The sequence below is a fragment of the Pseudomonas sp. SO81 genome, from assembly GCF_030374125.1.
Taxonomy (GTDB): domain Bacteria; phylum Pseudomonadota; class Gammaproteobacteria; order Pseudomonadales; family Pseudomonadaceae; genus Aquipseudomonas.
The window spans coordinates 2405213-2418787 of sequence record NZ_CP126126.1; the positions used below are offsets into that span (position 1 = coordinate 2405213).

12 protein-coding genes are annotated in these 13575 nt (G+C 66.5%); 9 read left to right on the plus strand and 3 right to left on the minus strand.

Annotation, left to right across the window (positions count from 1 at the left end):
* Positions 1–194 precede the first annotated feature (194 nt).
* Positions 195–1877: an SH3 domain-containing protein gene (locus OH686_RS11405; protein WP_289538715.1), complete on the plus strand. Its 1683-nt coding sequence runs from the start codon at positions 195–197 to the stop codon at positions 1875–1877.
* Between the two features lie 7 nt (positions 1878–1884).
* Here the strand turns inward: OH686_RS11405 and OH686_RS11410 are convergent, their stop codons facing one another.
* Positions 1885–2853, minus strand: a complete 969-nt coding sequence (locus tag OH686_RS11410; RefSeq protein ID WP_137973776.1) for a sensor domain-containing diguanylate cyclase — start codon at positions 2851–2853, stop codon at positions 1885–1887.
* A gap of 267 nt (positions 2854–3120) precedes the next feature.
* On the opposite strand from OH686_RS11410, the gene oscA reads away from it, so the two are divergent.
* The 6 genes from oscA to OH686_RS11440 all read left to right on the plus strand — a co-directional run bounded on the left by oscA (position 3121) and on the right by OH686_RS11440 (position 8263).
* On the plus strand, positions 3121–3303 hold the full coding sequence (gene oscA, locus OH686_RS11415) for a sulfur starvation response protein OscA (protein WP_137973777.1): 183 nt from the start codon (positions 3121–3123) through the stop codon (positions 3301–3303).
* Between the two features lie 183 nt (positions 3304–3486).
* A complete protein-coding gene (locus OH686_RS11420; protein ID WP_137973778.1) occupies positions 3487–4485 on the plus strand; it encodes a sulfate ABC transporter substrate-binding protein in 999 nt (332 codons plus the stop codon).
* Between the two features lie 143 nt (positions 4486–4628).
* Complete coding sequence (gene cysT, locus OH686_RS11425; protein ID WP_137973779.1) at positions 4629–5447, plus strand: sulfate ABC transporter permease subunit CysT; 819 nt, start codon at positions 4629–4631, stop codon at positions 5445–5447.
* Between the two features lie 10 nt (positions 5448–5457).
* Entirely contained in the window at positions 5458–6330 is an 873-nt protein-coding gene (gene cysW / locus OH686_RS11430; RefSeq protein ID WP_289538720.1) for a sulfate ABC transporter permease subunit CysW, read from the plus strand.
* A gap of 3 nt (positions 6331–6333) precedes the next feature.
* Entirely contained in the window at positions 6334–7323 is a 990-nt protein-coding gene (locus tag OH686_RS11435; protein WP_289538722.1) for a sulfate/molybdate ABC transporter ATP-binding protein, read from the plus strand.
* Positions 7324–7498: 175 nt separating this feature from the next.
* Positions 7499–8263 carry a hypothetical protein gene (locus OH686_RS11440; protein WP_289538724.1) on the plus strand — a complete coding sequence of 255 codons (765 nt, stop codon included), beginning with the start codon at positions 7499–7501 and terminating at the stop codon, positions 8261–8263.
* Between the two features lie 68 nt (positions 8264–8331).
* On the opposite strand, the gene OH686_RS11445 is transcribed toward OH686_RS11440, so the two are convergent.
* Positions 8332–9231 carry a LysR family transcriptional regulator gene (locus OH686_RS11445; protein ID WP_289538725.1) on the minus strand — a complete coding sequence of 300 codons (900 nt, stop codon included), beginning with the start codon at positions 9229–9231 and terminating at the stop codon, positions 8332–8334.
* Positions 9232–9408: 177 nt separating this feature from the next.
* On the opposite strand from OH686_RS11445, the gene OH686_RS11450 reads away from it, so the two are divergent.
* Positions 9409–10590: an acyl-CoA dehydrogenase gene (locus OH686_RS11450; protein WP_289538728.1), complete on the plus strand. Its 1182-nt coding sequence runs from the start codon at positions 9409–9411 to the stop codon at positions 10588–10590.
* Between the two features lie 143 nt (positions 10591–10733).
* Positions 10734–11957, plus strand: coding sequence for a CaiB/BaiF CoA transferase family protein (locus OH686_RS11455; RefSeq protein ID WP_289538731.1), 1224 nt, complete (start codon positions 10734–10736; stop codon positions 11955–11957).
* Between the two features lie 31 nt (positions 11958–11988).
* On the opposite strand, the gene OH686_RS11460 is transcribed toward OH686_RS11455, so the two are convergent.
* Positions 11989–13461 carry a FadR/GntR family transcriptional regulator gene (locus tag OH686_RS11460; RefSeq protein WP_289538734.1) on the minus strand — a complete coding sequence of 491 codons (1473 nt, stop codon included), beginning with the start codon at positions 13459–13461 and terminating at the stop codon, positions 11989–11991.
* Between the last annotated feature and the right edge of the window lie 114 nt (positions 13462–13575).

Genomic DNA, 13575 nt, shown 5'->3' on the forward strand with positions numbered 1-13575 from the left:
AGTTAAGGAATAAGAATTCATTTACTTATTCCATTTATACCAATGCTCGTCTGCCGAACGGCCTGGCAGCGGCCAGCATGCTCGTCTTTGCTTGAGCCTGTTCGCATCGTCCCGATGTCGTTCCAGTGGCGCCCTCCGGTCTTGCTCGCTCACTCCAACGTAGGACCGTTTCCACTCACGGAGGAGGAGCCGCCATGCCCGATGCCGCGGCCATCGCCTGGTTCAAGCAAGAGTTCCGCCCGCGCATCGAGCCGGTGCTGCGTGGCACGCCCCTCACCCTCGACCTGCTCACCGCCATCGCCTGCCAGGAGACCGGCTACCTGTGGAACCGCCTGCGCAAGCAGATGCCGGTGGCGCGGGTGCTTGAGCTGTGCGTGGGCGACACGCTGGACGCCAGCGCCGGGCGCCGCGCCTTCCCGCAGACCAAGGCCGAGCTGCTCAGCAAGCCCAACGGCCAGGCCATGTTCGACCTGGCGCGCCAGGCCCTGGTGGAGATGGCCGAGCATATTCCCGATTACCGCAAGGCGGCCGCCAACCCGAGCAAGTTCTGCCATGGCTTCGGCATCTTCCAGTACGACCTGCAGTTCTTCCTGCAGGAGCCGGACTACTTCCTGCAGCGCCGCTACGCGGACTTCGACGCCGCCCTGGACAAGGCGGTCGGCGAGCTGCGCGCCAAGCTGCGCCGCCTCGGCTGGGCGGACAGAAGCAGCCTGAGCGACTTCGAGATGGCGGCCCTGGGAATCGCCTACAATCGCGGCAGCTTCACCCCGTCCAAAGGACTCAGGCAGGGCTATTTCGACGGTACGCGCTACTACGGCGAGGCGCTGTTCGACTTCATCCGCCTGTGCCACAGGGTCGATCCGGACGGCCCGAGCGCTCCAACGGCCCCCGGCCAGGCGCCGCTACCGCCGGTGGCCGAGCCGAGTGCGGCGGGCAAGCTGTTCGAGGTGCAGGTCAGCAGCGGCATGCTCAACCTGCGCGCCAGCCCGGAGATACCCGCCAGGCCGGCGAGCAACCTGCGCGGCTCGCTGCCGGACGGCCAGCTGGTGCAGGCCGTGGGCGGGCGCCAGGAGAATGGCTTCCTGGAGATCCAGACCCGGCTCAGCGGCGCCCTGCTGCAGGGCTTCGTCGCCGCGCGCTACCTAAAGCCGGCGCCCGCCGGCAGCGTGCTGGCGCCACCGGCGAGTGCTGCGCAGGGCCTGCCCGAGGCGCATATGCCGCGCAAGAGCGGCTCGCTGACCAGACGCAGCGAAGCGGCCAACGCCCATTCGCTGAACGAGAAGAACCAGCCGGGGCGCCAGGGCAGCGACGCAGCCCAGCGCCGCGCGGAGCTGGCGGCGATCATCGCCTGGCTGGCGGTGGACAACCCCGCGCACCTGCGCTACCAGCCGGGCAACGGCCGCACCTACTGCAACCTGTACGCCCACGACTACTGCCACCTGGCCGGTGCCTACCTGCCGCGGGTCTGGTGGAGCGCCGGCGCGCTGCTGCGCATGGGCCGTGGCGAGACGGTGGCGGCACACTACGGGCAGACCATCGAGGAGCAGCGGGCCAACGACCTGTTCCGCTGGCTGCGCGATTTCGGCGAGGGCTTCGCCTGGCGCCGTGCCGCCGACCTGAATGAACTGCAGCTGGAAGCCAACCAGGGTGCCATCGGCCTGATCGTGGCGCGGCGCAAGGTCGACGGCAAATCCGGGCATATCGTGGTGGTGGTGCCGGAGTCGGGCGAGCTACATGCCCGTCGCGACAGTGCTGGGCGCATCACCGCCCCGCTGCAGAGTCAGGCCGGGGCGAGCAACTTCCGCTATGGCACCGGCAGGAGCGACTGGTGGCGCGACGAGCAGTTCGCCGAGTTCGCCTTCTGGCTGCACCCCTAGGCGCGGCTCAGCCGAGGACGATGCAGTCCTTGCCCTGGCGCTTGGCCTGGTACATGGCGGCGTCGGCGCGGGCGTAGAGATCCTCCAGCTCGTCGCCCTCGCGCAGGCTGGTGATGCCCTGGCTGATGGTCACGCCGAAGCTTTCGCCGTCGTTGTGGAACTGCAGGCGCTGCACCTCGCGCTGCAGGCGCTCGGCCACCTGGCGCGCCTGCTCGCTGTCGCAGCCGGGGAAGACGATGGCGAACTCCTCGCCGCCGATGCGCCCGAACAGGTCGTCGCGCCGCACCACATAGGCGCCGCAGTGGGCCACGCGCTGCAGCACGCGGTCACCCATCTGGTGGCCGTGGCCGTCGTTGATCTTCTTGAAGTCGTCGATATCCAGCAGCAGGAACGACAGCGGCCGGCCGTTGGCGACCGCCTCGTCGAACAGGGTGCCGGCCTGGTCGAAGAAATGCCGGCGGTTGCTCGCGCCGGTTAGCACGTCGCTGGTGGCCAGGCGATGCAGCTCGCTCTGCAGCACTTTCTTCTCGGTGATGTCCTCGGCGATGCCGACGATCAGGGTCTGCCCGTCGAACAGGTTGGGCGGGCTGATGAAGCACTTGTCGCTGAGCCAGCGCACCTCGCCGTCGCCCCGGATGATGCGGTACTCGCGCTGCTCCACCGAGCCCACCTCGAGTACCGACGCCAGGCTCTGGGCGGCGTACTCCATGTCGTCCGGGTAGATGCTGTTGAGCCACTCGTTGTAGTCGGCCAGCAGCAGCGCGGCGCTGCGGCCGAAGATCTGCTCGTACGCCGGGCTGACGTAGACCACCTTCTGCTGCTCCCAGTCGAAGGCCCACAGCACGGCGTTGAGACCGGCCAGCAGGCTGCTCACCAGCAGCTCGCGTTCACGCAGGCGCTCAACCTCGCCGCGGCTGTGCAGCAGCGCCAGGGTCAGGGTTTCCAGCTCGCTGGGAGCCTGCTCGTTGTCGTCCATAGGACGCCGCCTTGTCACGTTCATGAACTAAGACTATGCGCCCAGCCGCCCCGCTGGCGATGGTGGCAACCGGGTGTTGTGACGAGTGGCAGAAATTTCGACTCCGCAGTCAGGAAGCGGGAACCCGAAGCAGATTCTGCGGTATACCGAGGCCTTATAGATCTCAAGAGAATAAATAAAGAAAAAAACATTCTTTTTAAGAATATAAAACGCCCCCTACTATCCGCTCCACGCCCAACCCCGGGCCCCCATCCAAGGAGCAGAGTCATGAGCGCCACTCTCAGAAGCGTCGAAGGCCAGGACGAAGCCGGCATCCTGCGCGAAATCCAAGTAGCCCTGCAGAACCTGCGTTTCGGTTCGGTGGAAATCACCGTGCACAACGGCCAGGTGGTGCAGATCGAGCGCAAGGAAAAATTCCGCCTGCAGGCCCAGAACGCCAAGCAGGCCTGATCACCGCGAAACCCGACTGGACGACCGGAGGGCGCCACCCATGAAAGTCAGCATACCCGCCACGAGCATGCCCATGCAGCGGCCCAGTCTTTGCCCAGCGCGAATGCGTCAGTGAGCGCCACGGCACCTCCGCAACGCCCATAAGCCAACACAGAACAACACCCGAGATTCAGGAGCTGCACCATGTCCATTCGTCGTTTCGCCCTGGCCGCACTGGCCTCCGCCCTGTTCGCCGGCCAAGCCGCCGCTGCCGCGGAAATCCTCAACGTGTCCTACGACCCGACCCGCGAGCTGTACCAGGAGTACAACGCCGCCTTCAACAAGCACTGGACCGCCCAGGGCAAAGAAGCCGTGACCATCCAGCAATCCCACGGTGGCTCGGGCAAACAGGCCCGCGCCGTGATCGACGGCCTCAAGGCCGACGTGGTGACCCTGGCCCTGGCCGGCGACATCGACGAGCTGAACAAGATCGGCAAGCTGATCCCCGCCGACTGGCAGAGCCGCCTGCCGCAATCCAGCACTCCGTACACCTCGACCATCGTGTTCCTGGTGCGCAAGGGCAACCCGAAAGGCATCAAGGACTGGGGCGACCTGACCAAGAAGGGCGTGGAAGTCATCACCCCGAACCCGAAGACCTCCGGCGGTGCGCGCTGGAACTTCCTGGCCGCCTGGGCCTGGGCCAAGCAGCAGTACGGTAGCGACGCCAAGGCGCAGGAATACGTGCAGGAGCTGTACAAGCACGTGCCGGTACTGGACACCGGTGCCCGTGGCTCGACCATCACCTTCGTCAACAACCAGATCGGCGACGTGCTGCTGGCCTGGGAAAACGAGGCGTTCCTGGCCCTGAAGGAACAAGGTGGCGACCAGTTCGAGATCGTCGCGCCGAGCCTGTCCATCCTGGCCGAGCCGCCGGTGGCCGTGGTCGACAAGAACGTCGACAAGAAAGGCACCCGCGAAGTGGCCACCGCCTACCTGCAGTACCTGTACAGCGAGGAAGGCCAGCGCATCGCCGCGAAGAACTTCTACCGTCCGCGTGACGAGAAGGTCGCCGCCGAATACGCCAAGCAGTTCCCGCAGCTGAAGCTGGTCACCATCGACAAGGACTTCAACGGCTGGAAAGAAGCACAGCCGAAGTTCTTCAACGACGGCGGCATCTTCGACCAGATCTACCAGGCGCAGTAAGCGACTGAAAGCAGCCACAGGCCGATGACCTCGACCTGTGGCTTTTTGGTGTGTAGGTCGGAACAATCGCGTGCTCACCGCAACACCGGCTCACGCGGGTGTGTTCCGCCCTCGGCGCTTCACAACGGAATAAGGGACAGACAATGTCACGCCGCATTTCCCCCGTCATACCCGGCTTCGGGCTGACGCTGGGCTACACCCTGGTGTACCTCAGCCTGTTGGTGCTGATTCCCCTGGGTGCCATGTTCGTCCACGCCGCCCAGCTCAGCTGGGAGCAGATCTGGACCATCGTCACCGCCCCGCGCGTGCTCGCCGCGCTGAAACTGAGCTTCTCCACCGCCCTCGCCGCCGCCGTTCTCAACGGCATCATCGGCACGCTGCTGGCCTGGGTGCTGGTGCGCTACGACTTCCCCGGACGCAAGCTGATCGACGCCATGATCGACCTGCCGTTCGCCCTGCCCACCGCCGTCGCCGGCATCGCCCTGACCGCTCTGTATGCCCCGGCCGGCCTGGTCGGGCAGATCGCCACCTGGCTCGGCTTCAAGATCGCCTACACACCGCTGGGCATCACCCTGGCGCTGACCTTCGTCACCCTGCCCTTCGTGGTGCGCACCATCCAGCCGGTGCTGGCGGACATTCCGCGCGAGGTCGAGGAGGCCGCCGCCTGCCTGGGCGCCAAGCCGTTCCAGGTGTTCCGCCACATCCTGGTGCCGGCCCTGCTGCCGGCCTGGCTGACCGGCTTCGCCCTGGCCTTCGCCCGCGGCGTCGGCGAGTACGGCTCGGTGATCTTCATCGCCGGCAACATGCCGATGAAGACCGAGATCCTGCCGCTGCTGATCATGGTCAAGCTCGACCAGTACGACTACCACGGCGCCACTACCATCGGCGTGCTGATGCTGGTGGTCTCCTTCATCCTGCTGCTGCTGATCAACCTGCTGCAGCGCCGCATCGAACGCCCGTAAGGAGGCCGCCATGACGACTACAACCCTGTCGGCCAGCGCCGCCGCCAATGCCGCCCGACGTGGCAGCGCGGCCGGGCGCATCGCCCTGATCGTCGGCGCCTGGCTGGCCTTCGCGATCTTCCTGCTGCTGCCGCTTCTGGTGGTGCTGCACGAGGCGCTCAAGCTCGGCCTGGGCACCTTCTTCACCGCACTGATCGAGCCGGACGCCATCAGCGCCCTCAATCTGACCCTGCTCGCCGTGGGCATCTCGGTGCCGCTCAACCTGGTGTTCGGCGTGGCCGCCGCCTGGTGCGTGAGCAAGTACGAGTTCACCGGCAAGAGCATCCTGGTGACGCTGATCGACCTGCCGTTCTCCGTCTCCCCGGTGATCGCCGGCCTGATCTACGTGCTGCTGTTCGGCGCCCAGGGCTTCTTCGGCGAATGGCTGCAGGAGCGTGATATCCAGATCATCTTCGCCCTGCCCGGCATCGTCCTCGCCACCGTGTTCGTCACCGTGCCCTTCGTCGCCCGCGAACTGATCCCGCTGATGCAGGAACAGGGCACCCAGGAAGAGGAAGCTGCGCGCCTGCTCGGCGCCAACGGCTGGCAGATGTTCTGGCACGTGACCCTGCCCAACATCAAATGGGGCCTGATCTACGGCGTGGTGCTGTGCGCCGCGCGGGCCATGGGTGAGTTCGGCGCGGTGTCGGTGGTGTCCGGGCATATCCGTGGCTATACCAACACCCTGCCGCTGCATGTCGAGATTCTCTACAACGAATACAACCACGTCGCCGCGTTCAGCGTGGCCAGCCTGCTGCTGGCCCTGGCCCTGATCATCCTGCTGCTCAAGCAGTGGAGCGAAGCGCGTCTGTCCCGCCTCAAATCGAATGCCGACGAGGAATAAGCCATGAGTATCGAAATCCGTAACGTCAGCAAGCATTTCGGCGCCTTCCGCGCGCTCAACGACATCAACCTGGACATCAACAGCGGCGAGCTGGTGGCCCTGCTCGGCCCGTCCGGCTGCGGCAAGACCAGCCTGCTGCGCATCATCGCCGGCCTGGAAACCCCGGACACCGGCAACATCGTGTTCCACGGCGAGGACGTGTCGCGCCACGACGTGCGTGATCGCAACGTCGGCTTCGTGTTCCAGCACTACGCGCTGTTCCGCCACATGACCGTGTTCGACAACGTCGCCTTCGGCCTGCGCATGAAGCCCAAGGGCGAGAAGCCCAGCGAGCCGGAGATCGCCGAGCGCGTGCACGAGCTGCTCAACATGGTCCAGCTCGACTGGCTCTCCGACCGCTACCCGGAGCAGCTGTCCGGCGGCCAGCGCCAGCGCATCGCCCTGGCCCGCGCCCTGGCGGTAAAGCCCAAGGTGCTGCTGCTCGACGAACCCTTCGGCGCCCTCGACGCCAAGGTGCGCAAGGAGCTGCGCCGCTGGCTGGCGCGCCTGCACGAGGAAGTGCATCTGACCAGCGTGTTCGTCACCCATGACCAGGAAGAAGCCATGGAAGTGGCCGACCGCATCGTGGTGATGAACAAGGGTGTGATCGAGCAGATCGGCTCGCCGGGCGAGGTCTACGAGAAGCCGGCCAGCGACTTCGTCTACCACTTCCTCGGCGACTCCAACCGCCTGCATATCGGCGAGGACCAGCATTTGCTGTTCCGCCCGCATGAGGTCTCGCTGTCGCGCCAGGCGGTGGAGGAACACCGCAGCGCCGAAGTGCGTGATATCCGCCCGCTGGGCGCGATCACTCGGGTGACCCTGAAGGTCGACGGCCAGGACGAGCTGATCGAGGCCGAGGTGGTCAAGGATCACGACAGCCTGACCGGACTGGCCCGCGGCGAGACGCTCTACTTCAAGCCCAAGGTCTGGCAGCAGCAGCCGTCCCTCTGAGCCCGTTAGCACAGGCGGAGCCGCGCCGGCTCCGCGACGCCAAAAATGCGATGCAAATCACTCTTTTGGCTCATCCTTTGCTATGGCAAGCGCAGTAGGCTGTTGCGACTGCGCTGACGGCCATCTGGCCAACCCATACATACGCGCCGACAAGAATAATAAGGAGCGACCGGGGATGAATCGTAATCCTTTGATTCGATTGATTTTTTCCATCACGCTAGGGATTCTGACGACGGTTTCGGCCGTGGCTCAGGCTGCCGCCATGACCGCGGCCGAACAGGTACAGGTGTACGCTAGCCGCGCCACCAGTAGCCTGCTTCTGATCCGTGGCGAGGGCTTCCAAGAGGAGTATCTGACTCGTCTGGAGAAGGATATCGCCGATCTGGAGACCGCCTCCCAGGCGGCCATGAGCGCCAGCTCGGAAATTCCCGGATTGACCACCAAACTTGTTACCCAGTTACGCCTAGGTGTTTCCTTTGGCCCCAAAGAAGACGACATGCCCTGGAGCTATCCGCAGGATCTGGCGCAATCCCTGCGCGATCTGCTGACCGTGGCGCGTGCCGTTCCGGATGCCGACCCGGTCGGCGAACTGCCGGCTCAGGTCGAATATCTGGCCGTGCAGTACCTCAGTCGCTCCTACATCGGCAGCTTCGAGATCGCCCGTGAACAGCCGGACAACTATGTCGGCCAGGACGAGCGCGTCCTGGTGCCGCAGATCGACAAGGAGCTGGGCGCCCTCGACGGCAAAGCCAACCCGGTGGTGGCCAAGCTGCAGACCCGCTGGAAGTTCCTGCGCGCCGCGCTGATGGACATGAACAGCGGCAGCAACGCCCTGGCCAGTACCTCCGGCCGCGCCTTCGCGCCGACCACGGTGGACCGCCACACCCGTTCCATGACCGGCCAGTGGATGTCGCTGGGCCAGGTCGCCGGCTCGCCGTAAGCGAGACGGCAAGTCATTGAGCCGGGCCAATGCCCGGCTTTTTTATGCCCGCCATTCAACGAGGCCGGTCATACGCCCCGGTACTTGCCGGCCGCCTGCAGCAGCCAGTCGCGGAATGCGCGCAGGGCGGCAGACTCGGCCTTGCGCTCTGGAATCATCAGGTAATAGGCCTTGTCGCTGCTGTGCAGCGCCGCCGGATGCGCCGGCACCAGCCGTCCCTCGGCCAGCTCGCGCTGGATCAGGAAGGGTGGGATCAGCGCCACGCCCATGCCATGGCTGGCCGCCTGGGCCAGCATGGAGAACAGCTCGTAGCGAGGCCCGCCGAGGTCGTGCGGCACACTCAGGCCCTGGGCCGCGAACCATTGGCGCCAGGCGTAGGGCCGGGTGGTCTGCTGCAGCAGCGGCAGGCTGGCCAGCTCGGCGGCCTCGAACTGTCCACGGCCGGCCAACAGCTCCGGGCTGCATACCGGCTGCGGCTCCTCGGGCATCAGGAAGTGCGCCTCGGTGCCGGACCATTCGGCATCGCCGAAATAGATCGCCGCATCGAAGGCGGTATCGGCGAACAGGAACGGCCGGGTGCGGTTGGTCAGGTGCACCGTCACCTCCGGGTGCAATTGCTGGAAGTCCTTCAGCCGCGGCACCAGCCACTGGGTGGCGAAGGTCGGCACAACCGCCAGCTCGATGGCCACCGCGCCCTGCTGGCCCATGGCGGCCAGGGTGTCGCGCTCCACCGCGTCGAGCTGCGCCGCCACCTTGCGGCTGTAGGCCAGGCCCGCCTCGGTCAGCTTGACCCCGCGCCGCGAGCGGCGGAACAGCTCGATGCCGAGGAATTGCTCCAGCCCGGCGATCTGCCGGCAGATCGCGCTCTGGGTCAGCACCAGCTCGTCGGCGGCCTTGGTGAAGCTCTGGTGGCGGGCGGCCGACTCGAAGGCCACCAGGGCGGCGGTACTGGGAATCCTGCGGCGCATCTATGCCATGACCTCACTCGAAAACCAATAAATTGCCTGCTCAGGCTATCTCGGAGTGAGTTATTCGCACAACAGCGTGCGAAATCCTCGTTTGCCCGCAGCCGTCGCCGGGCCTAGTCTCTCTCCATCGCCCGGCCAAGCGCCGGTTTTCACTGCCACTGTTTCGAGGATTCGCCCATGGCCGCCAAGGCAAGCTTCAACTGGATCGACCCGCTCCTGCTGGACCAGCAGCTGACCGAGGAAGAGCGCATGGTGCGCGACAGCGCCCAGCAGTTCGCCGCCGACAAGCTGGCCCCGCGTGTGCTGGAAGCCTTCCGCCATGAAAAGACCGACCCGGCGATCTTCCGCGAGATGGGCGAGACCGGCCTGCTCGGCGCGACCATCCCCGAGGCCTACGGCGGCAGCGGCCTGAACTACGTGTGCTACGGCCTGATCGCCCGCGAAGTGGAGCGCGTGGACTCCGGCTACCGCTCGATGATGAGCGTGCAGTCCTCGCTGGTGATGGTGCCGATTTTCGAGTTCGGCAACGAAACCACCAAGCAGAAGTACCTGCCCAAGCTGGCCAGCGGCGAATACATCGGCTGTTTCGGCCTGACCGAGCCGAACCATGGCTCCGACCCGGGTTCGATGATCACTCGCGCCAAGAAGGTCGACGGCGGCTACCGCATCAGCGGCAGCAAGATGTGGATCACCAACAGCCCGATCGCCGACGTGTTCGTGGTCTGGGCCAAGGACGACGCCGGCGAGATCCGCGGCTTCGTCCTGGAGAAGGGCTGGGAAGGCCTGAGCGCCCCGGCGATCCACGGAAAGGTCGGCCTGCGCGCCTCGATCACCGGTGAGATCGTGATGGACAACGTGTTCTGCCCGGAAGAGAACGCCTTCCCCGACGTGCGCGGCCTGAAAGGCCCGTTCACCTGCCTCAACTCCGCCCGCTACGGCATCAGCTGGGGCGCCCTGGGCGCCGCCGAGTTCTGCTGGCACACCGCGCGCCAGTACACCCTGGACCGCACCCAGTTCGGCCGTCCGCTGGCGCAGACCCAGCTGATCCAGAAGAAGCTGGCCGATATGCAGACCGAGATCACCCTCGCCCTGCAGGGCTGCCTGCGCCTGGGCCGGATGAAGGACGAAGGCACTGCCGCGGTGGAAATCACCTCGATCATGAAGCGCAACAGCTGCGGCAAGGCGCTGGATATCGCGCGCATGGCCCGCGACATGATGGGCGGCAACGGCATCAGCGACGAGTTCGGCGTGGCCCGCCATCTGGTCAACCTGGAGGTGGTCAACACCTACGAGGGCACCCACGACGTGCACGCGCTGATCCTCGGCCGCGCACAGACCGGCCTGCAGGCATTCTTCTGACGCTTGCCTCCCCTCTTCCTCCGGGAGAGGGGCCGGGGTGAGGGATTTTCCAGCAGCTCCGAGTTGCCCGTGACACCCTCACTCCACCCTCTCCCATGGGAGAGGGAGCTATCCATACCGTGCCTCTATCCAGGAGTCTCGCCATGCCCGGCGCCCTGTCCCATATCCGTGTCCTCGACCTGTCCCGCGTGCTGGCCGGCCCCTGGGCCGGGCAGATCCTCGCCGACCTCGGCGCCGAGGTGATCAAGGTCGAGCGGCCCGGCAGTGGCGACGACACCCGCCACTGGGGCCCGCCCTATATCAAGGACGCCGAGGGCAACGACAGCCGCGAGGCGGCGTACTTCCAATGCGCCAACCGCAACAAGCAGTCGCTGACCCTGGACTTCACCCAGGCCGAGGGCCAGCGCCTGGTGCGCGAACTGGCGGCGCAGTGCGACGTGGTGCTGGAGAACTTCAAGGTCGGCGGCCTGGCCGCCTACGGCCTCGACTACGAGTCGCTGAAGGCGGTCAATCCGCGGCTGATCTACTGCTCGATCACCGGCTTCGGCCAGGATGGCCCCTACGCCAAGCGCGCCGGCTACGACTTCATGATCCAGGGCCTGGGCGGGCTGATGAGCCTGACCGGCAAGCCCGATGGCGAGGACGGCGCCGGACCGATGAAGGTCGGCGTGGCACTGACCGACATCCTCACCGGCCTGTACGCCACCGTCGGCGTGCTGGCCGCGCTCAGCGCCCGCGAGCACAGCGGCCAGGGCCAGTACATCGACGTGGCACTGCTCGACGTGCAGGTGGCCTGCCTGGCCAACCAGGCGATGAACTACCTGGCTACCGGCAGCGCGCCCAAGCGCCTGGGCAACGCCCACCCGAATATCGTGCCGTACCAGGACTTCCCCACCGCCGACGGCGACTTCATCCTCGCCGTGGGCAACGACGGACAGTTCCGCAAGTTTTGCGAGGTCGCCGGACTCCCGGCTTTGCCCGACGACCCGCGTTTTTCCACCAACAAGGCACGCGTCGCCCATCGCGCCGAGCTGATCCCGCTGCTGCGCCAGGCCACGGTGTTCAAGACCACCACCGAGTGGGTCGCGCTGCTGGAGGCGGCCGGTGTGCCCTGCGGGCCGATCAACGATCTGGCCCAGGTGTTCGCCGACCCGCAGGTGCAGGCCCGCGGCCTGCGCGTGGACATGGCCAACGGCATGGGCAGCAGCACCCCGCAGGTGGCCAGCCCGCTGCGTCTGTCCGCCACCCCGGTGGACTACCGCCTGGCCCCGCCGCTACTGGGCGAGCACACCGATGCTCTGCTGCAGCGCCTGCTCGGCCTCGACGCCGAGCAGATCGCCAACCTGCGTGCCGCTGCGGTGATCTAGGCGAATGGCCTAAGCCTTCTCGGCAGCCGGCCTAGTCCTCGACCAGGCCGAAGCCAGTCTCGATCAGGCGGATATGGTCGAGCATGCGCCGCCGCGCCAGGCTGGCATCGCCCGCCAGCACCGCGGCGCCCAGGCGCGCCTGGTGCTCGCCGAGGCGCTGCAGTATCCACTGCGCCACATCGCCGCTCGGGTAACTCTCTGCAACCGCGCTGAGCACCCTGGCGAACAGGGCCAGGGCACGGTTGCCGCTGAGCTCGGCGATACAGCGATCCAGTTCGCCGCTGCGGCGCAGACGCTCCACGTCGCTGGCCACGTGCAGGCGCTCCAGCTGCGCCTGCAGGCGCTGTCGCCCGTCGTCATTCAGGCGTGACGCGGCGAGCGCCACCACCGCCGGCTGCAGGTTCTTCCATACCGCATGGAAATGCGGACCCAGCGACGGCGCCTGGCCCAGGTACTCCACGGCCAGACGCACCGTGTAGCTGGGGTCCGGCGTGTCCACCAGCAAGCCACCACCGGGGCCGCGACGGCTGCGCAGGATGGCGTGCAGTTCGAGGGTTCGCACCGCCTCGCGCAACACCGCGCGGCTGACCCCGTGCAGTGCCTGCAGGTCCGGCTCGGCGCCGATGCGCGAGCCGGGGCCGAGGCCGGAGGCGGCGATGTTGCGCGCGATGACCACGGCCAGGCGGTGGCCGCTCTTGTCGTAGACCTTGCCGAAGGCGAAGTCCGGCGCCGCCGCCAGATGACTCATGGCCGAAGTGGGGCCACGCTGCAGGCTGCCGCGCTGCTCGATGATCAGCTCACGGGTCAGCCGCAGCTTGTCGTGCACCCGCTCGCGCGCCTCCAGACCGTTGCCGGCGATCAGCGCCTCCAGCAACTGGATCTTCAGCCGCCGCACCTGGCCGAACACTTCCTGCACCCGCGCCCAGGCATGCGCCTCGCGTGGCGTACGACCGCTGACGGTGACGTATTGCAGGGCCTCGAACAGCAGGCTGATGGCCGGGTTGCCGGCTACCTGGCAGATGAACTCACGCACCTTGGTCAACAGTTGCAGCTCGGCGTTGAAGCAACCCGGCTGCTCCTCGCCCAGCTCGGCGATCAGCAGGCGCGCATGGGGAATGTCCGGCTCGTCCAGACGCTCGGCCGCCAGCATCACCGCCTGCGACTCGACCAGTTCGCGCGCCTCGTACAGCTCGTCGAAACTGACGTCGGTCAGCTCCAGGTAGGTGGCCAGCGCCAGCGCCGCCGAGTCCCGCGCCGGGCGGCTGATCACCAGGCCGCCGCCGCTGCCACGGCGCATGCTGACCACGCCATGGCGCTCCAGCTGGCGTACCGCCTCGCGCAGGGTGGAGCGACAGACGCCGTAGCGCTCCATCAATTGCGCCTCGGAGCCGAACACCCGACCCACCGGCCAGCCGATGGCGGCAATGTCGCGCTGCAGCGACTCGGCCACCCGCTCGGCCAGCTTGGTTGGCCGTGAGGCATCGATACCTGACGTACCCGACATGTTTGCCGCCCAATCCGTGGAGAAGGCGACACATTAGTCCAGTTTTTTCCGATTTAATACGGCACCGGTACACAGATATTCGCCATAGGGCATCAGCCCAATTCAGCTCGCTGA